Origin of the sequence: Nonomuraea sp. GTA35, from assembly GCF_041950525.1 — a bacterium.
GTDB lineage: Bacteria > Actinomycetota > Actinomycetes > Streptosporangiales > Streptosporangiaceae > Nonomuraea.
In genome coordinates this window covers 520375-542755 of record NZ_JBGNUV010000003.1, presented here as the reverse complement: position 1 = coordinate 542755, position 22381 = coordinate 520375, and the positions used below count along the sequence as shown (strand labels likewise).

The following is a 22381-nucleotide window of genomic DNA, read 5'->3' as shown; positions in this document are numbered from 1 at the left end:
GGGCATGTCGTTCATGGTTCCCAGCCTGCGGGGTGCGGCGGCCGGGCGGGAGTGGCATGAATGCCATCCATCGATAGAATCCTGCCATGCATCGTGTCGTCGTCCTGGCGCTGGACGGGGTGTACCCGTTCGAGCTCGGAATCCCGCAGCGGGTGTTCGGCGTCGCCGACGGTCTGTACGAGGTGGTGACCTGCACGGTCGACGGCCGGCCGGTGCGCACCTGCGCCGACTTCACGATCATGGCGGACCGGGGGCCGGAGGCTCTGGCCTCGGCCGACACGGTGATCATCCCTCCGTACACGGCGGCCCCCGACTCGGCGGAGCTGCCCGCCCCGGTGGCGGACGCGCTCGCGCTGATCCCGGCCGGTGCGCGCATCGTGTCCATCTGCACCGCCGCCTTCACCCTCGCCGCCGCCGGCCTGCTCGACGGGCGCCCCGCCACGACCCACTGGGCGCTGGCGCCCCGCTTCCGCGAGCTGTTCCCCCGGGTGGCTCTCGACGCGAACGTATTGTTCGTGGACGACGGCGACGTGCTCACCTCGGCGGGAGCGGCGTCCGGGGTGGACGTGTGCCTGCATCTCGTCCGCAAGGACCACGGCAGCCAGGTGGCCAACCACGTCGCGCGGCGGTGCGTGGTGCCGCCGTGGCGCGACGGCGGGCAGGCCCAGTACATCGAGCAGCCCGTGCCGGAGCCGTCCGCGACGGGGACGGCGGCCACGCGGGAGTGGGCGCTCACCCGGCTGGACCAGCCGCTGACGCTGACCGACCTGGCCAGGCACGCCCGGATGAGCCTGCGCACGTTCGCCCGGCGCTTCCGCGACGAGGTCGGGACGAGCCCGGGGCGGTGGCTGATCCAGCAGCGGGTGGCCCGGGCGCGGGAGTTGCTGGAGTCCAGCGACCTGCCGGTCGAGGTGATCGCGGCGCGGGTGGGGTTCGGGACGGCGGCGTCGCTCCGGCAGCACCTGCACGCCGCGATCGGGGTCTCGCCGCAGTCCTACCGCCACACCTTCCAGGCCGCGGGCCGCGGCTGACCGGCGGCCCTTCAGAGGGACGAGCGCAGGCGGCCCATCTCCCCGGCGATGGTGGCCACCGTCCAGTGGGCGTTGAGGCCGCTCGGGTTCGGCAGCACCCACACGCGGGCGCCGCCCACCGTCTCCGGCTGCGGCCCGATGACCGCCTTGGGACGGGCGAAGGCGGTGCGGTAGGCGGAGATGCCGAGCACGGCCAGCACCTTCGGGCCGGCCGAAGCGACCTTCCCGGCCAGCGCCTCGCCGCCCGCCAGCAGCTCGTCGCGGGTCAGCTCGGCGGCCCTGGCGCTGGCCCGGGGCACGATGTTGGTGATGCCCAGCCCGTACGAGGGGAGCAGGTGCTGCTCGGCGGGCGCCAGCAGGCGCGGCGTGAAGCCGGACAGGTGCAGCGCCGGCCAGAAGCGGTTGCCCGGGCGGGCGAAGTGGTGGCCGGTGGCCTCGGACATGAGGCCGGGGTTGATGCCGCAGAACAGCACGTCGAGGGAGGGGCCGAGAACGTCGTCGAGCACGTGCCGGAGGGTAGCCGATGAAGGGACGTGATCAGCCCATGTCCTCCAGCTTGCGGCCCTTGGTCTCCCTGACCCACTTGCTCACGAAGAGGAAGGACAGCAGCGCGAAGATCGCGTACATGGTGTAGGTGAGCGGCAGGTTCCACTCGGCCAGGGCCGGGAACGACACCGTGATCAGCCAGTTGGCGACCCACTGGGCCGCCGCCGCGACGCCCAGGGCGGCGGCGCGGATGCGGTTGGGGAACATCTCGCCGAGCAGCACCCAGACCACCACGCCCCATGACAGCGCGAAGAACAGCACGAACACGTTGGCCGCGATCAGCGCGATCGCGCCCTGCGGGTCGGGCAGCGAGACGGACTCGCCCTCGCCCACGGCGGAGCTGAACGCCCACGCCGCCGTGGCCAGCGCGATGGCCATGCCGGCCGAGCCGATCAGCAGCAGCGGCCTGCGGCCGATCTTGTCCACCAGGGAGATCGCGATGAACGTGCCCACGATGTTGATGATGGAGCTGGAGAAGCTGATCAGCAGCGAGTCGCTCTGGTTGATGCCGACCGACTGCCACAACACGGAGGAGTAGTAGAAGATCACGTTGATGCCGACGAACTGCTGGAAGGTCGAGAGCACGATGCCGATCCACACGATCGGCAGCAGCCCCATCGCCCGGCCGCGCAGGTCCTTCAGCCCCGGTACGCGTTCGGTGCGCAGCACGTGCTGGATCTCCGCGATGCGGTCGTCGAGGTCCACGTCGTCGCCCTCGATCTCGGACAGCACCTCGCGGGCCCGCCGCGTCCGTCCCGACATGACCAGGTAGCGGGGCGACTCGGGGATGGTCGAGGCGAACAGCAGGAACAGCAGCGCCGGCACGACGCAGGCGCCGAGCATCCACTGCCACGCCTCCAGCCCCCACAGGATGTTGTTGACGTCCCCGCCCGCCAGGCGCGCGATCACGTAGTCGACGAGCTGCGAGACCGCGATGCCGAGCACGATGGCGAGCTGCTGGAACGAGCCCAGCCGGCCCCGGTAGGCGGGCGGGGCGACCTCGGCGATGTAGGCGGGGCCGAGTACCGACGCCATGCCGATCGCGAAGCCCGCGACGATCCGCCACAGCGCCAGGTCCCAGATGGCGAACGGCAACATCTGCCCGATGGAGCTGACCGCGAACAGCACCGCCGCGACCTGCATCGACCGCGTACGCCCCCACCGGTCCGCCAGCCCGCCACCCACCCAGGCACCCAGGGCGGAGCCCAGCAGCGCGATGGCCACCACGAAGCCGGTCTCGAACGAGCCCACCTGGAAGTGCTTCTGGATGCCGACCACCGCGCCGTTGATGACGGAGCTGTCGTACCCGAACAGGAACCCACCGATGGCTGCGGCTGCCGTGATGAAGATGACATGCCCCAGATGCTCATGATGGGTGTATTGCGTTGCCATGCAGGCACCTCCCCCGAATGGTCGGGGAACTACCCGTCGATCACCCACGTATTCCCGGGTCAGGGCTCACAGGCGCGGGTCTACCGGCTCCGACTCCAGGGCGAGCACGGCGAAGACCGGCTCGTGCACCCGCCAGCCCGCCTCCCCCTCCGCCAGCCGCGACAGCGCCTCCAGGCCGAGGACGTACTCGCGCAGCGCCAGCGACCGCTTCTTGCCGAGGAAGCGGCGCCGCAGCACGTCCAGCGACTCGGTGTAGTCGGGGCCGTAGATGATGCGCAGGTACTCGCGCCCGCGCACCTTGACCCCCGGCTGCACCCGGCCGGGCACGTACGCCGCGGGCTTGACCACCATGCCCTCGCCCCCGGCCGCCGTCATCGACTCCCACCACGCGGTCGCCCCGGCCCTGGACTCCGGCGAGTCCAGCGAGACGAAGACGTGCCGGGTCGCGGTGATCAGCGGCGAGTCGAGCAGGGCCAGCGTGGACAGGTGCCAGGCGTGCGGCTCCAGCGCCGTGGTCCGCCCCTCGCAGGCCAGGATCTGGAACGGCGCCACCCGGATCCCCTCCAGGCCGTCGACGGGCCAGCAGTAACGGGCATAAGCGTCGCGGAACAGGGCAGCATTGCGGGAGCGGCGGCGGGTGCGGTCGAGCAGACCGCTCACACCCAGCCCGCGCCCGGCCGCCGCCTCAAGAGCCGCGACCGCCTCCGGCAGCGCGGCGCCGGCGGCCGCGCCGACCGAGGCGTACTGCGACCTGATCAGCTCCCCGGCCTTGGCCGACCAGGGCAGCAGCTCGCAGTCGAGCACCACCCAGTCGGAGCCCAGCTCCGCCCACAGCGGCGCGCACGCCTCGCGCAGCCGCTCCACCAGCGGCGCGGTGTCGCTGAAGAACGGCCGCCCGGTACGGGTGTAGAGCGCGCCCGCGCTGCCGTCGTCCACCCCGAACCTGGCCGCGGCCACCTCCGGCGTACGGCACAGCACGGCCACGGCCCGCGAGCCCATGTGCTTCTCCTCGCACACGACCTCGCTCACCCCGGCCGCCGCGAACTCCTCGAACGCCTCGTGCGGGTGCTCCAGGTAGCCGTCGAGCCGGGAGGTCTCCGGCGGCGCCATGGTCGGCGGCAGGTACACCAGCCAGCGCGGGTCCACCGCGAAGCGGCTCATGACCTCCAGCGCGGCGGCGGCGTTCTGCTCCATGACCTTGACCCGGGAGCCGAACCTGGTCTCCACGTGCCGGGTGCCGATCACGTCGTTGATGTCCAGCATGCCCGGGTCGCGGCCGCCGGCGGCCGACAGCGGCTTGGCCGGCTCGTACCAGACCTTCTCCGCGGGGACCTGGACGAGCTGGCGCTCGGGGTAGCGCAGCGCCGTCAGGTGACCGCCGAACACGACACCCGTGTCGAGGCAGATCGTGTTGTTGACCCATTCGGGGTGGGGGGTGGGGGTGTGGCCGTAGACGACCATGGCGCGGCCGCGGTACTCGTCGGCCCACGGGTAGCGGACCGGCAGGCCGTACTCGTCGGTCTCGCCGGTCGTGTCGCCGTACAGGGCGAACGCGCGCACCCGGCCCGAGGCGCGGCCGTGGTACTCCTCCTTGAGCCCCGCGTGCGCGACGACGAGCCGGCCGCCGTCCAGCCGGTAGTGGCTGAGCAGGCCGTCCATGAACGCCCTGGCCCGCGCCACGAACTCCGGCGGCTGCGCGGCGAGCTGGTCGAGCGACTCCTGCAGGCCGTGCGCGACCTTGACCTTGCGGCCGTTGAGCGCGCGCACCAGCTTCTGCTCGTGGTTGCCGGACACGCAGATCGCGGTGCCGGCCTCGACCATGTCCATGACCAGGCGCAGCACGCCCGGCGTGTCGGGGCCGCGGTCCACCAGGTCGCCGACGAACACCGCCGTACGCCCCTCGGGATGCCGCAGCCCCTGCCAGCCCAGCTCGCGCAGCAGCGTCTCCAGCTCCGAGCGGCAGCCGTGCACGTCGCCGATGATGTCGAACGGGCCCGTCAGCTCCGTCTTGTCGGACCATGCCTTCTCGTACGCGATCGTGGCGGCCTCGATCTCCTCCAGGCCGCGCAGCACGTGCACCCGCCTGAAGCCGTCGCCGGAGATCTTGCCGAGCGAGCGCCGCAGGTCCTTGCGCTGCCTGATGACCACGCCGGGGCCGAAGTCGCGGTCGGGGCGGGCGGCGTTGCGCTCGATCGCCACCTCCTCCGGCACGTCCAGGACGATCGCGTCGGCCAGCACGTTGTGCCGCCTGGCCAGGTCGATGAGGCTCTTGCGGGCGGCGTACTGGACGTTGGTGGCGTCGACCACCGTGAGCAGGCCCCTGGCCAGGCGCACGCCGACGATGTGGTGCAGCAGGTCGAAGGCCGCCGGGGTGGCCGCCTGGTCGTTCTCGTCGTCGGCGACCAGGCCGCGGCAGAAGTCGGAGGAGATGACCTGCGTGGGCTTGAAGTGCCTGCGCGCGAACGTGGACTTGCCGCTGCCGGACACGCCGACGAGCACCACGAGGGAGAGCTCAGGAACGCTGATCACGGGTGAACACTCCCATCTGGGTCGGGGGGCCAACCTCGGGGTCGTCGTCGCCGACCGGGACGAAGGCGACCTGGTAGCCGTACTGGGCGGCCACCCGGGTGGCCCAGCCGGCGAACTCGGCCCGGGTCCACTCGAAGCGGTGGTCGGGGTGGCGCAACCCGGTCAGGAACTCGTAGCGGACGTTGTGCTCGATGTTGGGGGTGGTGACCAGCACGTGCTGGGGCTTGGCGCGGCCGAACACCACGCGTTCGAGCGCGGTCAGGCGCGGCGGGTCGACGTGCTCGATCACCTCCATGAGCACCGCGGCGTCGTAGCCGGACAGGCGCTTGTCGGTGTACGTGAGCGCGCCCTGGAACAGCGTGAGCCGGGCGCGCTTGGCGTCGGGCATGCGCTCCAGGCGCAGCTTGCGGGCGGCGATGGTGAGCGCCATCGGCGAGACGTCCATGCCGCCGACCCGGGCGAACCTGGGCCTGGCCAGCAGCGCGCCGACCAGCTCGCCCTGGCCGCAGCCGAGGTCGATCACGCTGACCGCGCCGAGCTCCTCCAGCTTGGCCAGGATGGCCTCGCGCCGCATGAGGTTCAGCGGCTTGGCCTTGGGCCCGGCCGCCGCCTGCTCCTGAGCGGTGACCTGGGCGCCGGCCTCGGCTCCGGCGGCGGCCGCCTCGTCGGCGGCCGTGACGTCGGCGGGCGCTTCCTCCTCGACCGCGGGCTCCAGCTCCTCCTCCGTCTCGTCCCCCAGCTCGGCCAGCCGCGCCAGCGCCGTACGGGCGAGGGCCCAGCGCCGCCCCAGGTACCGCCGGGTGATCAGGGCCCGCTCGGGATGGCCGCCCAGCCAGCCCTCACCGGCCCTGATCAGCTTGTCCACCTCGTCGGGCGCGACCCAGTAGTGCTTGCCGTCGTCGAGGACGGGCAGCAGCACGTACAGGTGGTTGAGCGCGTCGGCCAGGCGGGTGGTGCCGCGCAGGCTGAGCCCGACATATCGGGACTCGCCCCACTCGGGGAAGCTCTCGTCCAGCGGCACGGGCCGCGCGTCCACCTCCCAGCCGAGCGGCTCGAACAGCCGCCGTGCCAGGTCGGGCCCGCCCCGGCAGGGCAGCGCGGGCAGCCGCAGCTCCAGCGGCAGCGGCGTGCCGGGCAGCTCGGGCCTGGCCTTGCACCGCCCGGCCCGGGCCGTGCGGAACACGTCGGCCAGCGCCACGGCCAGCAGCGACGAGGCCGCGTACGGGCGGTCGTTCACGTACTGCGACAGGCTGAAGTCGGGGGAGTTCTTGCCGCGTGACCTGACCAGCGCGATCGGATCCACCTCGAGCATGAGCGCCGCCGTGCAGCGCTCCTCGCCCGCCTCGGGATAGAACACCGTGGCCGTGCCGAACGACTGGCTGAACTCCTGCACGCGCTCGGGATGCTTGTGCAGGAGAAAGCCGAGGTCGGTGGCGGGCCTGGCGGTGGTCGTGATCGTCAGCAGCACGCCCCAAGTCTGCCGTAACCCAGCAAAGCGCCGCCAACCGATTACTACCTGCGAAACGCCGCGAACGGCGGCATGGGCCGCGAACCGCGCACTACACGTGCGGCAGCACCTCGGCAGCGATCAGCTCCAGGTGGTCCAGGTCGCCGAGGTCGAGGATCTGCAGGTAGATCCGCTCGGCCCCGAGCTCGGCGAACTTCCCGATCTTGGCCACGATCTCGTCCGGGGTGCCCGCCAGGCCGGCCTCGCGCAGCCGGTCGGGGTCCTCGCCGATGGCGGTCGCGCGCCGCTCGACCTCCGCGCGGTCCTTGCCGACCACGGTGGTCTGCGCCGCCGACAGCCGCACGGTACGCCCGGTCGCCTCGCACGCCTGGCGCACCCGGTCGAACGCCGCACCGGTGTCGGACACCGTGTGGAACGGCACGTTGTACTCGTCCGCGTACGTGGCCGCCAGGCGCGGCGTGCGCTTGGTCCCGACCCCACCGATGATCACCGGCGGGCGCGGCCGCTGGGCCGGCTTGGGCAGCGCGGGGGAGTCGGCCAGCCGGTAGTAGCTGCCCTCGAAGGAGTAGGTGTCCTGCGCGGTCCACAACCCGGTGATGATCTCCAACTGCTCCTCGAACCGGCCGAAGCGCTCGCTCACCGGCGGGAACGGGATGCCGTAAGCCGAGTGCTCGCCGTCGAACCAGCCGGTGCCGAAGCCCAGCTCAACCCGGCCACCGCTCATCTGGTCGACCTGCGCCACGCTGATCGCCAGCGGCCCCGGCAGCCGGAACGTGGCCGGCGACACCAGCGTGCCCAGCCTGATGCCGGAGGTCTCCCTGGCCAGGCCGGCAAGCGTGATCCACGCGTCGGTCGAGCCCGGGCCCTGGTCGCCGGGGCCGATGCGCTGATAGTGGTCGGACCGGAAGAAAGCGTCGAAACCCAGCCGTTCGGTGGCCTGGGCGACGGCGAGCAGGTCGTCATAGGTCGCGCCCTGCTGGGGCTCGGTGAAGATCCGCAGCTTCATGGTCCACATTATCCGCACACAACGGACGCGAACCGGAAAAGGCCCGCGCCGCGCCGTACGGGCTTGCTAACGTTCGAGCGCCAGAGCTGTACGTAGCCGACCGAACACTCGGGGTGGCCCATGCCTCGGCACAAGAGGGAGCCCGGCCTGCTCCCGCGCCCGCTCGCCGTTCTCGGGGCGCTCGCGCTCGCCGCCGGCACCGCCGCGGTGGTGCGCCTGCTGCCGGCGGACGCCGCTCCGCCGCCGCGCGCCCCGGTCGCGCGTCCGCCCGCCACCACTCCGGCGTCGCCCGCGGGGCAAGCGTCCGCCGCGTTCGTGGCGTTCGTGGACACCGCCCGCCAGCCCACGTTCGACCTGCCCGCGCAGGCCCGCCGCACCGGGGTGCGCCGGTACGCGCTCGGCCACCTGGTCGCGGGCGGCGACGGCTGCTCGCCCAAGTGGAGCGGCCTGCTGGACCGGGACGGCTCTGCCTCTCCCGGCCGCACGGGGCCGGCGGACGGGGACGGCGCTGCCTCTCCCGGCCGTACCGGGCCGGTGGATCCGGACAGCGTCCTCGCCGCCGACCGCACCGGGCTCGTGGACTCGGACGGCACCCTCGCCGCCGACCGGACGGGCCTGCTCGACCCGGGCAGGAACCCGGTGGCCAACCGGATCGGGCGGCTCAGGGCGATGGGCGGCGACGCCGCCCCCGTGTTCGGCGGCCCCGCCGGGCCCGAGCTGGCCGCCACCTGCACCAAACCGGGCGGGCTGGCCGCGGCCTACCGCCGGGTGGTCGGCGCGTTCGACGCCGCCGCCGTGGACTTCGAGGTGCGCGACAGCGCCGACCGGGCCGCGGTGCTGCGCCGCGCGCGGGCCATCCACGCCATGCAGCGCGAGCGGCGGCTGCGGGTCAGCTTCACGCTGCCGCTGCGGCGGGACGGCCTGGCCCCCGGCGACGCCGCGATGTTGCGCGCCACCCGCGAGGCGGGCGCCGAGGTCGAGACCGTCAACCTGCTGGCCCCCGTCGAGCCGCGCTCCACCCGGGGCGCGCGCCTGGGCCTGGTGGCGGCGTCCGTACGCGCGGCGGCCGAGCAGGTCGCGCGGGCCCACGGGCTGGCCGACCCCGGCCAGGTGTGGCGGCGCATCGCGCTGACCCCCGTGCTGGCGGACGAGGGCGACCTGAGCGAGCGCGACGCCCGCACGCTGACCGGCTACGCCGCCCGTCACGGCCTGGCGTGGTTGTCACTGCGCGGAGTAACCCCGAAGCCGGACGTGTCACGAATTCTTTGGGCGACTCCGCCCTGAAGATAGGATTTCGCTGACCGGGGAGGTTCTATTCAGCAGGGGGAGGGCGTGATGGCGACGCGTCCCGACACCGCGAGGAAGATCCTGCTGTACTGGATGGACGCCGCGCTGGGCCTGGTGTGGTTCATGTCCGTCGCGTTCATCGCCGAGGACGCGATGCGTGGTGAGCTATCCGTCGCCAGAGCGGCGGTCAACGTCGTCCTGGTGACCGCCTTCTTCGGGCTCGGCCCTTTCCTGCTGCACGAGGCCTTCGAGCACCGCCCCAAGCCGACGCTGAAGTTACTGCTCGCGGGGGTGCTCTCGGCGGCGCTGTTCGTGCTGTCTCCTCTGGACGGCGCGTCGGCGGCCATGTGGCTGCAGACCATGACCATGTGGGCGTCGCTGGCCGCCCTCTACCTCAAGCCGCGCGTGACGATCGTGCTGGCCTCGTTGCTCGTCATCGTGGTCACCGCCCACGCCGGGCTCGTCGTCGGCCTGCCCTGGCAGGGCATCCTGGTCGGCCAGCTGATCAACTCCGTGCTGATGATCGGGGCCATGCTCGTGTGGCGCTGGCTCTGGTGGGTGATCAGGGACGCGTACATGAGCCGTGAGGCCGTGGCCAGGCTGGCGGTGGCGGAGGAGCGGCTGCGCTTCGCCCGCGACCTGCACGACCTGCTCGGGCACAGCCTGTCGGTCATCACGCTGAAGAGCGAGCTGGCCGCCAAGCTGGCGACCAAGGACACCGGACGGGCCGCGGCCGAGATGGCCGAGGTGCGCGCGCTCGCCGGAGAGTCGCTGTTCGAGGTGCAGCAGGCGGTGCACGGCTACCAGGCGCTCGACCTGGAGGAGGAGCTGGCCGGAGTGCGCGCGGCGCTGGAGGCGGCCGGGGTTCGCTGTGCGATCGAGGCCAGGACCGACAGCCTGTCGCCGTCGGCCAAGATGCTGCTGGCCTGGGCGGTCCGCGAGGGCGCCACGAACATTCTCAAGCACAGCGCGGCCACGCGGTGCGAGATCAGGATCGACGAGGGGGTGCTGGAGATGCTCAACGACGGGGTCACGGAGCCGGCGGTGGCGCCCGGGAGCGGCCTGCGCGGCCTGTCGGAGCGGCTGGTCACCGTGGGCGGTTCCTTCTCCGCCGAGCCCACGCCGGGCGGGCGGTTCCTCCTGCGCGCGGTGGTGCCCGCGTGAAGGTCCTCGACCGCGTGCGGCACGCGTCCAAGCTGACCAGGGTCCGCTGGCTGATCGTCTACTGCACGGACTTCGTGCTCCTGATCCCGCTCTTCGGCTACTTCGACCTGTACCTCCGCTGGCAGGAGGCGGCCGCGCCGTGGCCGCTGATCGCCCTCGGCGTCGTCCTGCTGCTGGTCTTCAACGTGCTGAGCACCCGGCCGTTCAGGATCGCGGTGCGCGGGGAGAGACGCCCCACGGCCATCCTGGCGATCACCGGGATGATCGCCCTGCTGCTGGCCGCGGCGGGGCAGGTGTTCGCGCTGCCCACCTGGCTGGCGCTGCTGGCGCCGTTCGTCCGCAAGCGCACGATCATCGCCGTGTCCGTCACGTCGATCGTGCTGTTCAACGTGTACGCGAGCTTCGCCGACGGTTTCCGCGTCTCCCTGCTGCTCCCGGTGCAGTCCGTCTTCACGTTGATCTCCGTCGGCGGGGTGCTGGCCAACCTCAAGCTGTGGCAGCTCACCAAGGAGGCGCACGAGGGGGAGGAGGCGATGGCCAAGCTGGCCGTCTCGGAGGAGCGGCTGCGCTTCGCCCGCGACCTGAACGACCTGCTCGGCCGCAGCCTCACCGACGTGGCGACCAGGACCGAGCACGCCGAACGGACCCTGGCCACCGATCCGGAGGCGGCGGCGGCCGAGATGTTCGAGGTGCGCGACCTGTCCAGGAGGTCGCTGCGCGAGGTGCGCACCGTCGTGCAGAACTACCGGGCCATCGACCTGGACGAGGTGCTGGCCAGCGTGCGCGCGGTGCTGGAGGCGGCCGACGTGCGGTGCACGGTGCGGGCCGACATCGGCTCGCTGCCGCCCGAGACCAGGACGCTGCTGGCCACCGTCGTACGCGAGGGTGCGACGAACGTGCTCAAGCACAGCAAGGCCGAACGCTGCACGATCACGATCGAGAACGGGGTGCTGGAGATGTCCAACGACGGTGTCAGCGGACCGGTCGGCGAGCACGCGCCGATCGGCCTGGCGGGGCTCGCGCAGCGGGTGCGCGCGGCGGGCGGCACCCTGCAGGCCGAGCCCGCGCCCGGAGGGCGGTACCTGCTGCGGGCGGCGGTGCCCGCATGACGACCCGCGTGCTGCTGGCCGACGACGAGCACCTGATCCGCGGCGCCATCGCGGCCCTGCTCGACCTGGAGGACGGCATCGAGGTCGTCGCCCAGGTGGGCAGGGGCGACGAGGTGGTGGGCGCGGTCGCCGAGCACCGTCCCGACGTGGCCGTGCTCGACATCGAGATGCCCGGCATGGACGGGCTCAGCGCGGCCGAGCAGATCAGCTCCCAGTGCAAGATCGTCATCCTGACGAGCCTGGGCCGGCCCGGCTACCTGCGCAGGGCCATGGCGGCGGGCGTCAGCGGCTTCCTCGGCAAGGACGCCTCGGCCGAGGAGCTGGCGATGGCCATCCGCAAGGTCCAGTCCGGCGGCCGCTACCTGGACGCGGAGCTGGCGGCGGCGGCGATGGCGGCCGGCGACAGCCCGCTGACCGAGCGCGAGCGCGACGCGCTGCGCCTGGCCGCGGAGGGCGCCACGATCTCCAGGATCGCCGGCGAGCTGCACCTGACCGAGGGCACGGTACGCAACTACCTGTCCAGCGCGATGACCAAGCTCAACGCGCAGAACCGGCTGGAGGCCATCCGCACGGCCCAGCAGATGGGCTGGCTCTGACACCAGGCACATCGGCACAGAAGGCCTGTCCGCTCCGGCACTGAGCCCAGGCCCTCCTCCGAGCTGTACTCATCTTCGGCCGCCGAACGCGGCGGCCTGTCATCCGACAGAGGGGGATGTATGAGTACGACACGGGGGACCGGCAGCCGGTCGAGGGCCACCGTCCTGCGCCGGCACGGGGTGCGGGCGCTGACGGCGGGCGCCACGGTGGCCGCCGCCGCGGCCGCCTCGCTGCTCGCCGTCGCCGGACCGGCTCACGCCGCCGCCGACGTGAGCGTCTCGGCGCCGCTGCTGCAGATCACCGCGGACGCCGCCGCCGACGCGATCACGATCACGCAGGTGGGCGGCAGGCTGGTGGTCAGGAACGACGGCGGGCTGCTGTTCCCCGGCGCCGGCTGCACGGCGACCGCCAAGAACGTGTCGGTCTGCGACGCCGATGGCGTCACCACGATCGTGGCCGACACGGGCGCCGGGAACGACACGCTGACGAACAGGACCACGCTGCGGTCGAGGGTCGTCCTCGGGGCGGGCTCGGACCTGTTCTTCGGCGGGACGGCCACGGACCAGGCGGCCGGCGAGGCCGGCGACGACCGGCTCGCGGGCCGGACGGGCGACGACGTGCTGATCGGCGGCGACGGCGCCGACAGCGCGAACGGCGGTGACGGCGCCGACAAGTGCGACGCCGAGACCGTCACGCTCTGCGAATAGCGCGAAGCGGCGCTCCCGGGCCGCCGGGAGCGCCGCCGCTCGATGCCGGGCGGTTCAGCAGTTCACGGCGGCGGAGTTGCTGCGGGCCTTGTAGGAGCAGGAGTCGACGAGCCTGGCGCCGGGGTTGCGCACGTAGGCGGTGTCCTGGTCGTTGTTCCACACGTACTGCTTGCGGTTCCAGAACACGCTGCTGGTGCCGTCGTTCCCCTGCCCGGTGCGCAGCGTGATCCGCTTCCTGGCCCCCAGCACCACGCCGGCGCCGAACTCGTAGGTGTAGCCCGTCTTGTCCCGCACGCTCCACCCCTCGAGGTCGATGGCCTTCCTCGTGGTGTTGAGCAGGGTGATGTACTCGGCGTTCAACGAGCTGTTGGAGCGCCGGTCCGCCCCCGGAGAGTCGTAGGAGATCGTCACGATCCGGAGGGCGGGGGCGGCGGCCTGGGCGGGCAGCGTCGCGCCGAGCGTCGCAGCGGCGGCGAGCAGCGCCGCGAGCGTGGAGGCAAGTCTCACCGTTGAGTTCCTTCACGAATGTGGCGAATGTGGCGGAAGTAGGACGGCGGAGCGCGTCGCCTGGTTGGCAGGTGACGGAGATCGAACCGGTTGGCCGGCGGGCTCGGAGAGCGTTTCCGGGACACGTCTCGAAAGCGTCACGGCTCTTGACTGTACGGACACGCGGAATTTACGTTCGCGGTACTTATCCGGTTCAGCAGGCCCTTCCGGGCCCGCGCTTGATGAACAGAGAAATCGGTCACCGGCCTTTATGCGCGGGCGCTTTCTGCGTCAGCGCTGGGAGCGCTCCCAAGGCCGATTCGGGGGTCTGACAGGTGCACGTACCCTTCGCGCCAGGCGCGGAGGAAGGAGAGAAACGATGCGTAACCGGGCTCGGATCATGATTCCGCTCGTGGCGGCGGGCCTGCTCGCCGCGGCCTGCTCCGGTGGCGGAGCCACGCCGACCCCGCCGGCCTCCCAGCCGCAGAGCCAGGGTGCCGCGGCCAGTGCCAACCCCGACCAGCTTCCGCGCAACGAGACGCTCTACACCACGGGCACCCAGTGGGGGCCGCCGCCGAACTTCAACCCGATCAGGGAGTGGGACTCGGCGGTCGGCACCAAGGGCCTGGTGTACGAGACGCTCTTCCACTACGACCCCAACGCGGCCAAGCTCAACGGCTGGCTGGCCGAGAGCGGCTCGTGGACCGACGACACCACCTACCAGGTCAAGCTGCGTCCCGGGATCAAGTGGTCGGACGGCCAGCCCTTCACCGCCAAGGACGTCGTCTTCTCCTTCGAGCTCGGCAAGATGGAGACCATCCCCTACCACCACCTGTGGGACTGGCTGAAGACCGTCGAGGCGGTGGACGACCAGACCGTGAAGTTCACCTTCTCCAAGGCCAACTACCAGCAGTGGGACTTCAACCTCTACAGCCGCTCCATCGTCCCCGAGCACATCTGGAAGGGCCGCTCGGAGAAGGAGGTGCTCGACGGGATCAACGAGAACCCGGTGGGCACGGGCGCGTACAAGTTCCTCAGCAAGGACCAGGACCGCGTGGTCCTGCAGCGGCGCGACGACTGGTGGGGCAAGACGGCGCTGAACATGGAGCCCAAGCCGCGCTACATCGTCGACATCGCCACGCCCAGCAACGAGGTCGCGATGGGCATGCTGCTGCAGAAGGGCCTGGACCTCAGCAACAACTTCCTGCCCGGCGTGGCCAACCTGGTCAAGGGCAACTTCGGGCTGACGACGTACTACAACGAGCCTCCGTACATGTTGTCGGCCAACACCGCGTGGCTGGTGCCCAACACCACGAAGAAGCCCATGGACGACCCGGCCTTCCGCAAGGCGCTGGCCTCCTCCGTGGACGTCAAGAAGATCGTCGAAAGCGTGTACGGCAACCTCGTCAAGGCCGCCAGCCCCACCGGCCTGCTGCCCCAGTGGGACAAGTACGTCGACCAGAACGTGGTCTCCTCCTCCGGCTTCACCTTCGACGCCGCCAAGGCCAAGAAGCTGCTGTCCGACGCCGGGTACAAGGACACCGACGGCGACGGGTACGTCGAGAACAAGGACGGCTCCAAGATCAGCCTGACCCTGATCGTGCCGTCGGGCTGGACCGACTGGATGGAGTCGGCCAGGTCCATCTCCGCCAGCGCCAAGACCGCCGGCATCCAGATCACGCCGGAGTTCCCCGACTTCAACGCGCTGGTCGAGCAGCGCGCCAAGGGCGACTTCGACCTGCTCATCAACAACGAGCGGCAGCTGTCGAACTCGCCGTACACCTACTACGAGTACATGTTCCAGCTCCCGGTGCAGAAGCAGCAGAACACCGTCAACTTCGCCCGCTACGAGAACGAGCAGGCCTGGAAGCTGGTCCAGGACCTCGACCAGGTCAAGACCGACGACACGGCGGGCATGCAGAAGATCACCTCCCGGCTCCAGCAGATCCATCTCGACGACATGCCGGTGATCCCGCTCTGGTACAACGGCCTGTGGGCGCAGTCGAGCACCAGCGTGTGGAAGAACTGGCCTTCCGCGGCGGGCAGCGCGCCCAAGACCGGCGCGGTGATGTGGCGCAACTGGCTCGAGCTCGGCGGCTTCGAGACGCTCACGCAGCTCCAGCCCGCCGCCTCCTGACGAGCCGACCGGACGAACCCCCGATCCCTCCGCCCCGCGTATCCCCGGGGCGGAGGGAACTCCCCGGAGACAACACACGTGCGTCGTTATTTCGGCAGGAAACTGCTCATCTACGGACTGACCTTCTTCGTCGCCGTCACGGTCAACTGGATGATCCCGCGCTTCATGCCGGGCGACCCGGTCGCCAGCATGGTCGCGCGGGCCAACGTCACCAAGCCCGAGGCCGTGGAGGCCATGCGGGCCTACTACACCAGCCTGTTCGGGCTCGACCAGCCGCTGTGGCAGCAGTACCTCAACTTCTGGGGCGCGCTGCTGCGGGGGGACTTCGGGGTCAGCATCTGGCTGTTCCCGACGCCGGTGAGCGATGTGATCACCCAGGCGGTGCCGTACACGCTGGCTCTGATCGTGCCGTCGGTGCTGCTGAGCTGGGTGGTGGGCAACCAGTTCGGCGCGTACGCGGCCCGGCGCAAGCTGCTCGACAACACCGTGCTGCCGGTGGGCTACGTGCTGACGGCGATGCCGTACATGTGGCTGGCCGTGCTGCTGGCCTGGGCGTTCGGCGTGATACTCGGGTGGTTCCCGGTGGCCGGCGGCTACAGCTTCTCGATGCGGCCCAACTGGTCGTGGACGTTCGTGCTCGACCTGCTGCACCACTGGGCGCTGCCGTTCCTGTCGCTGTTCCTGGTGGCGCTGGGCGGCTGGGCCATCGGCATGCGGAACATGATCATCTATGAGCTGGAGTCCGACTACTCCAACTACCTGTCCGCGCTGGGCGCGCCCAGCAGGCTCATCCGCCGCTACGCCTTCCGCAACGCCGTGCTGCCCCAGATCACCGGCCTGGCCCTGCAACTGGGCGTGCTGGTGGCCGGAGCGCTGGTCACCGAGATCGTCTTCGCCTATCCGGGCCTGGGCAGCCTCATCCTCAAGTCCATCCAGAACAAGGACTTCTTCCTCCTGCAGGGCACGTTCCTGTTCATCGTGCTCGGCGTGCTGATCGCCAACTTCATCATCGACATCGTCTACGTCGTGGTCGATCCGCGGACCAGGGCGGGAATGGCGGGTGCGCAGGCATGACGACACTTCAGGAAGTCGCTCCGCGCGAGCCGGCCGGGGTGCGGCGCGAGGCCCTGTACTTCGCGGTGCGCAACGGCAAGCTGATGGCCGGCTTCGGCATCGTGCTCGTGCTGCTCCTGCTGGGGCTGTTCGGCCCCGTGCTGTTCTCCGGCACCCCCAACGACTACGGCCCCAAGCCCATGAGCCCGCCCTCGGCCGAGCACTGGTTCGGCACCACCACGTTCGGCCAGGACGTGTTCCTGCAGTTCGTGTACGGGCTGCGCAGCACGTTCGCGGTCGGCGTGGTCGGCGGCGGCATCGCGGCGGTCATCGGCATGCTCGTCGGGTTCGTGGCCGGCTACCGCGGCGGGATCGTGGACGAGGTCCTCAACATGCTGACCAACGTCATCCTGGTCATCCCCACGCTGGCCGTGCTGCTGATCATCAACGCCTACCTGGGCATCCGCAGCGTGGCCGTGCAGGGCCTGTTCATCGGGCTGACGCAGTGGCCGTGGGCGGCTCGGGCGATCAGGGCGCAGACGTTCTCGCTGCGTACCAGGGAGTTCGTGGACCTGGCCAGGATGAGCGGCGCGGGCACCGGCCGGATCATCGCCAGGGAGATCGCGCCGAACATGAGCTCCTACCTGTTCATGACGTTCATCCTGCTGTTCGGCGGCTCGGTGCTGATCGCCTCCTCGCTGGACTTCATCGGCCTCGGCCCCACCGAAGGCGTCTCGCTCGGCCTGATGTTGCAGAACGCCAACCAGTGGAGCGCCCTCCAGCTCGGCCTGTGGTGGTGGTTCGTGCCGCCCGGCGCGGCCATCACGGCCATCGTGGGCGCCCTGTACGTGGCCAACGTCGGGCTCGACGAGGTCTTCAACCCGAAACTGAGGGAGACATGAGTCTGCAGGTCAGCGAGCTGAAGGTGCACTACAGGACGCTCAAGGGAGACGTGCGCGCCCTCGACGGCATGACGTTCGAGCTGCGCGACGGGGAGATAATCGGCCTGGTCGGCGAGTCGGGCTGCGGCAAGAGCACGCTGGGCAAGTCGCTCATCCGCATGGACGGGCGCATGCGCCGCACGGGCGGCACGGTCGTGCTCGACGGCCGGGAGCTGCCCATCGACGACGACCGGGCGATGAACGAGTTCCGCTTCCGCGAGGTCTCCCTCATCCCGCAGTACGCCATGAGCGCGCTCAACCCCACCCGCAAGATCCGCAGGATGGTGACCGAGCTGCTCAGGTCGCGCGGCGCCACGCTCGACCTCGCCGAGCTGGAACGCCGGATGTCGCAGGTCGGCCTGCCCCGCGAGGTGCTCGACCGCTACCCGATCGAGCTGTCGGGCGGCATGAAGCAGCGCATGGTGATGGTCATCTCCACGCTGCTGGACCCGTCCCTGCTGATCGCCGACGAGGTCACCTCCGCGCTCGACGTCTCCACCCAGAAGGCCGTCGCCCGCGCCCTGCTCGGCTTCCGCGAGAGCGGCTACGTCAAGAGCATGATCTTCGTCACCCACGACCTCGCGCTCACCCACCACATCGCCGACACGATCATGGTCATGTACGCGGGCAGGCTGGCCGAGAAGGCGCCCGCCGACGTGATCGTCAAGGCGCCGCGGCACCCGTACACGAAGCTGCTGCTCGACTCCCTGCCCGCGGTGGGCGTCCGCTACGCCGACCGCAGACTGGAAGGCATCGCCGGGAGCCCGCCGTCGCTGCTGAACCCGCCCGCCGGCTGCCGCTTCCGCGACCGCTGCCCCATCGCGGGCGAGCAGTGCGCCGAGGACCCGCCGGTGACCGAGCTCGCCCCCGACCACCACGTAGCCTGCTGGAAGGCCTGATGCTGAAGCTCCACGACGTCACCAAGGAATTCCGGGTCGGCGCCTTCGGCGGCAAGAGCGTCGCGGCCGTCAAGGGCGTGACGTTCGAGGTCGTGCCCGGCGAGGTCGTCTCGCTGATCGGCGAGAGCGGCAGCGGCAAGAGCACGATCGGCCGGATGATCCTCGGCCTGAACTCGGTCACCAGAGGCTCCATCACCTTCGACGGCCTGCCGGTGCGCTCCGGCAAGGAGTACTACCGCCGCGTCCAGGGCATCTTCCAGGACCCGTTCAGCTCCTTCAACCCCGTGTTCAAGGCCGACCGGGTGTTCGCCATGATCAAGGAGGCGTACTTCCCCGCCGTGCCGGCGCCCGAGTGGGCCGAGCGGGTGAGCACGGCCCTGCGCGACGTGCGGCTCAACCCCGACCAGGTGCTCGGCAAGTATCCGCACCAGCTCAGCGGCGGCCAGCTCCAGCGCCTGCTCATCGCCCGCGCGCTGCTGCTGGACATCAAGCTGCTGGTCGCCGACGAGATCACCAGCATGCTCGACGCCTCCACCCGCATCGACGTGCTCAACCTGCTGGCCGAGCTGAAGGCCCGGGGGCTGAGCGTGCTCTACATCACGCACGACCTGTCGCTGGGCAACTACCTCGCCGAGCGCACGGTGGTGCTGCGCAAGGGCAGCGTGGTGGAGATGGGCCTGACCGAGCGGGTCTTCGGCGATCCGCTGCACCCGTACACGCGCGAGCTGCTGTCGGCCGTGCCGCGCCTGCACGAGCCCTGGGACGACGCCGCGCCCGTGGAGGCCTGCCTGTACCACCAGAAGGGCGGCTCCGGCGGCCTGTACGAGGCCGAGCCCGGGCATCTCGTGGCGTGCGCCCAGCTCGAGACCTGCTAAGGAGAGCTTCTTGAAGTACCGCCCGCTGCACAGCGGCTGGACCCTGTCGTCGCAGGACCTGGCGGAGATCCCGGCGAGCGTGCCCGGCTGCGTGCACACCGATCTGCTGGCGGCCGGGGTGATCGAGGATCCGTACCTGGACGGCAACGAGCACCGGCTGGCCTGGATCGGCCGTACGGAGTGGACCTACCGCACGGCGTTCACCTGGTCGCCGGACGAGTACGAGCGCACCGACCTGGTGTGCGAGGGCCTCGACACGGTCGCCGCGATCACGCTGAACGGCGTCCTGATCGGCGAGACCGCCAACCAGCACCGCTCCTACCGCTTCCCCGTCCGCCACCTGCTGCGCGAGGGCGCCAACGAGCTCGTCGTGCGCTTCTCCTCGGCCTACGGCCACGCGGAAGGGCTGCGGGCGGCGCTGGGGGAGCGGCCGGGCGCCTACGACGAGCCGTACCCGTTCATCCGCAAGATGGCCTGCAACTTCGGCTGGGACTGGGGTCCCACCCTGGTGACGGCGGGCATCTGGCGGCCGATCGGGCTGGAGAGCTGGTCGGGCGCCCGGCTGGCCGAGGTGCGCCCGCTCGCCCGCGCCGACGGCCGGGTGGAGGTGCACGTACGCGTCGAGCGCACGACCGAGGAGCCGCTCACCCTCACCGCGCGGATCGCCGGCCGCACCGCGGAACACCGCCTGGACGGGCGCGCCGGTGTGGTGGAGCTGCGCGTGCCCGAGCCCGCGCTGTGGTGGCCGCGAGGCCACGGCGAGCAGCCCCTGTACGACCTGACCGTGCGCCTCGGGGAGCAGGAGTGGCGCGGCAGGATCGGGTTCAGGGACGTCGAGCTGGACCGCGAGGCGTTCAAGCTCACGATCAACGGCGTGCCGGTGTTCGTCAGGGGCGTCAACTGGATCCCCGACGACTGCTTCCCCGCCCGCGTCACCAGGGAACGCCTGGCCGAACGGTTCGCGCAGGCCACGGCCGCCGGGGTGAACCTGCTGCGGGTGTGGGGCGGCGGCCTGTACGAGTCGGAGGCCTTCTACTCCCTGGCCGACGAGCTCGGCCTGCTGGTCTGGCAGGACTTCCCGTTCGCCTGCGCCGCCTACCCCGAGGAGGAGCCGCTGCGCTCCGAGGTCGAGGCCGAGGCCAGGCAGAACGTCGCCAGGCTGGCCGCGCACCCGAGCCTGGTGCTGTGGTGCGGCAACAACGAGAACCTGGAGGGTCACGCCGACTGGGGCTGGCGGGAGAAGCTGGCGGGGCGGAGCTGGGGCGCCGGCTACTACCACGACCTGCTGCCGTCGATCGTGGCCGAGCTGGACCCCACCCGCCCGTACTGGCCCGGCAGCCCCTACTCGGGCGCCCCCGGCCTGCCCCCGAACGATCCGGCCCGGGGCACGATCCACATCTGGGACGTCTGGAACCGCGAGGACTACCGCCGCTACGCCGCCTACCGGCCGCGCTTCGTGGCCGAGTTCGGCTTCCAGGGGCCGCCCTCCTACGCCACGCTGCGCCGCGCCTCCTCCGACGAGCCGCTCACGCCCGGCTCCGCCCACCAGAAGGCCGTCGACGGGCAGGCCAAGCTGCTGCGCGGCCTCGGCGACCATCTGCCGCGGCCGGAGACGTTCGACGACTGGCACTATTTCACGCAGCTCAACCAGGCCCGTGCGATGGCGTTCGGCATCGAGCGGTTCCGCGCGCTCATGCCGCACTGCATGGGCACGATCGTCTGGCAGCTCAACGACTGCTGGCCGGTCACGTCCTGGTCGGCGGTCGACGGCGACGGGCGGCGCAAACCGCTGTGGTACGCGCTGCGCCGCGCCTACGCCGACCGGCTGATCACCGTCCAGGACGGCGAGGCGGCCCTGGTCAACGACACCGACGAGCCCTGGTCGGGGGAGCTGCGCCTGGAGCGGAGAGGTCTCGACGGCCGGCCGCTGGCCAAGGAGGTCGTCGCCGTGCACGCCGCGCCCAGGTCGGTGCTCAGGGTGGCGCTCCCGCCGTCGGTGGCCGAGCCCGACGACCCGGCCCGCGAGCTGCTCACGGCCCGGCTGGACGGCGCGGGCAGCGGAACGGGCAGCGGCACGGGCGCCGGGGCGGGCGGCGGCGTGGTCGGCGGGGTGAGCGGCGGGGTGAGCGCCGGGGCGGGCGGCGGGGTGAGCGCCGGGGCGGGCGGCGGGGTGAGCATCGTGCGCGGCTATGCCGAGGACCCGGCCGTGGCCTACCCGCCGGCCGCCTACGACGCGCACGTGGAGCGCTCGCCGGGCGGCTACCGGGTGACGATCACCGCGTCGAGCGTGCTGCGCGAGCTGGCGCTCTTCCCCGACCGGCTCGATCCCGCCGCGAGCGTGGACGACCAGCTCGTCACGTTGCTGCCGGGGCAGAGCGCCGTCTTCGAGGTGACCACCGGGCGCGAGCTGGACCCGGGCGCGCTGACCCGCTTCCCGGTCCTGCGATGCCTCAACGAGGAGGTCAGATCCTGAACTCCTCGGTACGGTGCGCGTAGGCGGGCAGCGCGGCCCGCATCTCGTCGGTGATCGTCGGCGGCGGCAGCGGCACGATCTCGCGCTCGTGGAAGTCGCGCACGTCCTCGCCCTCGTCGAACAGGGTGCGGACCGCGTGCAGGCAGGGCTCGACGACGTCGCGATCGGTGATCCGGCGGCCGCCGCGCCCGCCGCCGTACTCGTCGTACAGGACCTCGTACATCAGGGACGGGGAGAAGATCACCAGCTCCGGCAGCGGATCGAGGTCCGCCACGCGGGCGGCGGGCACCACCCGGCAGGGGGAGCCCGCCGCGGCGCGCAGCGCCAGGACGTGCATCTCCCACTGCAAATAGGGGGTGACCGGCAGTTCGGCCACGCGTAACCGCCTGACGGGCTGGTAGCGGCGGAAGTAGTCGGACAGCGGGCCCGCCATGGCGTGGACGAGGGCCAGAGACCGCTCCCAGTCGCCGTCCATCATGGCCCGCCAGCTCGCCACGTCGGGCTCGTAGAAGTCCTGCGCGCGCTCCAGTTTCCACATCGGCTCGGCGCAGGCCGCGTGGTCGCGGTCGAACCCGGCTTGGTACTCCGGCACGTCCATGACGACGCCGCCGGCACCCGCGACGGCGGCGAACGGGTTCGTGAGGCGGACCGGAAGGCCCTGCTCGGCCATGTGGGTGTCCC

General features: G+C 71.3%; 19 protein-coding genes. 12 read left to right on the top strand and 7 right to left on the bottom strand.

Annotated features, from left to right (window positions below):
* Positions 1-86: 86 nt before the first annotated feature.
* Positions 87-1031 carry a GlxA family transcriptional regulator gene (locus ACBJ32_RS15685; protein WP_375127319.1) on the top strand — a complete coding sequence of 315 codons (945 nt, stop codon included), beginning with the start codon at positions 87-89 and terminating at the stop codon, positions 1029-1031.
* An 11-nt stretch (positions 1032-1042) separates the two neighbouring features.
* On the opposite strand, the gene mug is transcribed toward ACBJ32_RS15685, so the two are convergent.
* The 5 genes from mug to ACBJ32_RS15660 all read right to left on the bottom strand — a co-directional run bounded on the left by mug (position 1043) and on the right by ACBJ32_RS15660 (position 7972).
* Positions 1043-1537, bottom strand: a complete 495-nt coding sequence (mug, locus tag ACBJ32_RS15680) for a G/U mismatch-specific DNA glycosylase (RefSeq protein ID WP_357868474.1) — start codon at positions 1535-1537, stop codon at positions 1043-1045.
* A 31-nt stretch (positions 1538-1568) separates the two neighbouring features.
* Complete coding sequence (locus ACBJ32_RS15675; protein ID WP_375127318.1) at positions 1569-2969, bottom strand: sugar porter family MFS transporter; 1401 nt, start codon at positions 2967-2969, stop codon at positions 1569-1571.
* Between the two features lie 66 nt (positions 2970-3035).
* Complete coding sequence (locus tag ACBJ32_RS15670; RefSeq protein WP_357868479.1) at positions 3036-5498, bottom strand: polynucleotide kinase-phosphatase; 2463 nt, start codon at positions 5496-5498, stop codon at positions 3036-3038.
* On the bottom strand, positions 5482-6966 hold the full coding sequence (locus ACBJ32_RS15665) for a 3' terminal RNA ribose 2'-O-methyltransferase Hen1 (protein WP_375127317.1): 1485 nt from the start codon (positions 6964-6966) through the stop codon (positions 5482-5484). Before ACBJ32_RS15665 ends, ACBJ32_RS15670 begins: the two co-directional genes overlap by 17 nt.
* A gap of 91 nt (positions 6967-7057) precedes the next feature.
* A complete protein-coding gene (locus ACBJ32_RS15660; protein ID WP_375127316.1) occupies positions 7058-7972 on the bottom strand; it encodes an LLM class F420-dependent oxidoreductase in 915 nt (304 codons plus the stop codon).
* A 120-nt stretch (positions 7973-8092) separates the two neighbouring features.
* Between ACBJ32_RS15660 and ACBJ32_RS15655 the strand changes: the two genes are divergently transcribed.
* The 5 genes from ACBJ32_RS15655 to ACBJ32_RS15635 all read left to right on the top strand — a co-directional run bounded on the left by ACBJ32_RS15655 (position 8093) and on the right by ACBJ32_RS15635 (position 12836).
* Positions 8093-9256, top strand: a complete 1164-nt coding sequence (locus ACBJ32_RS15655; RefSeq protein ID WP_375127315.1) for a hypothetical protein — start codon at positions 8093-8095, stop codon at positions 9254-9256.
* A gap of 51 nt (positions 9257-9307) precedes the next feature.
* The gene (locus ACBJ32_RS15650; RefSeq protein ID WP_375127314.1) at positions 9308-10423 is read left to right on the top strand and encodes a sensor histidine kinase; all 1116 of its coding nucleotides are present in this window, start codon (positions 9308-9310) and stop codon (positions 10421-10423) included.
* A complete protein-coding gene (locus ACBJ32_RS15645; protein ID WP_375127313.1) occupies positions 10420-11532 on the top strand; it encodes a sensor histidine kinase in 1113 nt (370 codons plus the stop codon). The genes ACBJ32_RS15650 and ACBJ32_RS15645 overlap by 4 nt, the downstream gene beginning before the upstream one ends.
* On the top strand, positions 11529-12128 hold the full coding sequence (locus ACBJ32_RS15640) for a response regulator transcription factor (RefSeq protein WP_185102564.1): 600 nt from the start codon (positions 11529-11531) through the stop codon (positions 12126-12128). The genes ACBJ32_RS15645 and ACBJ32_RS15640 overlap by 4 nt, the downstream gene beginning before the upstream one ends.
* Before the next feature lie 120 nt (positions 12129-12248).
* Positions 12249-12836 carry a calcium-binding protein gene (locus ACBJ32_RS15635; protein WP_375127312.1) on the top strand — a complete coding sequence of 196 codons (588 nt, stop codon included), beginning with the start codon at positions 12249-12251 and terminating at the stop codon, positions 12834-12836.
* 54 nt (positions 12837-12890) lie between these two features.
* Here the strand turns inward: ACBJ32_RS15635 and ACBJ32_RS15630 are convergent, their stop codons facing one another.
* Complete coding sequence (locus ACBJ32_RS15630; RefSeq protein ID WP_375127311.1) at positions 12891-13343, bottom strand: lamin tail domain-containing protein; 453 nt, start codon at positions 13341-13343, stop codon at positions 12891-12893.
* Positions 13344-13701: 358 nt separating this feature from the next.
* Between ACBJ32_RS15630 and ACBJ32_RS15625 the strand changes: the two genes are divergently transcribed.
* The 6 genes from ACBJ32_RS15625 to ACBJ32_RS15600 all read left to right on the top strand — a co-directional run bounded on the left by ACBJ32_RS15625 (position 13702) and on the right by ACBJ32_RS15600 (position 21700).
* Entirely contained in the window at positions 13702-15459 is a 1758-nt protein-coding gene (locus ACBJ32_RS15625) for an ABC transporter substrate-binding protein (protein ID WP_375127310.1), read from the top strand.
* A gap of 78 nt (positions 15460-15537) precedes the next feature.
* Complete coding sequence (locus tag ACBJ32_RS15620) at positions 15538-16533, top strand: ABC transporter permease (RefSeq protein WP_375127309.1); 996 nt, start codon at positions 15538-15540, stop codon at positions 16531-16533.
* Entirely contained in the window at positions 16530-17414 is an 885-nt protein-coding gene (locus ACBJ32_RS15615) for an ABC transporter permease (protein ID WP_357868506.1), read from the top strand. The genes ACBJ32_RS15620 and ACBJ32_RS15615 overlap by 4 nt, the downstream gene beginning before the upstream one ends.
* The gene (locus ACBJ32_RS15610; protein WP_357868509.1) at positions 17411-18352 is read left to right on the top strand and encodes an ABC transporter ATP-binding protein; all 942 of its coding nucleotides are present in this window, start codon (positions 17411-17413) and stop codon (positions 18350-18352) included. The genes ACBJ32_RS15615 and ACBJ32_RS15610 overlap by 4 nt, the downstream gene beginning before the upstream one ends.
* The gene (locus tag ACBJ32_RS15605; protein WP_375127308.1) at positions 18352-19227 is read left to right on the top strand and encodes an ABC transporter ATP-binding protein; all 876 of its coding nucleotides are present in this window, start codon (positions 18352-18354) and stop codon (positions 19225-19227) included. The genes ACBJ32_RS15610 and ACBJ32_RS15605 overlap by 1 nt, the downstream gene beginning before the upstream one ends.
* A 10-nt stretch (positions 19228-19237) precedes the next feature.
* Entirely contained in the window at positions 19238-21700 is a 2463-nt protein-coding gene (locus ACBJ32_RS15600; protein ID WP_375127307.1) for a glycoside hydrolase family 2 TIM barrel-domain containing protein, read from the top strand.
* Here ACBJ32_RS15600 and ACBJ32_RS15595 read toward each other — a convergent pair.
* Positions 21690-22370 (bottom strand): DUF6879 family protein, encoded by a 681-nt coding sequence (locus ACBJ32_RS15595; RefSeq protein ID WP_375127306.1) that lies wholly within the window; start codon positions 22368-22370, stop codon positions 21690-21692. The genes ACBJ32_RS15600 and ACBJ32_RS15595 overlap by 11 nt on opposite strands.
* Between the last annotated feature and the right edge of the window lie 11 nt (positions 22371-22381).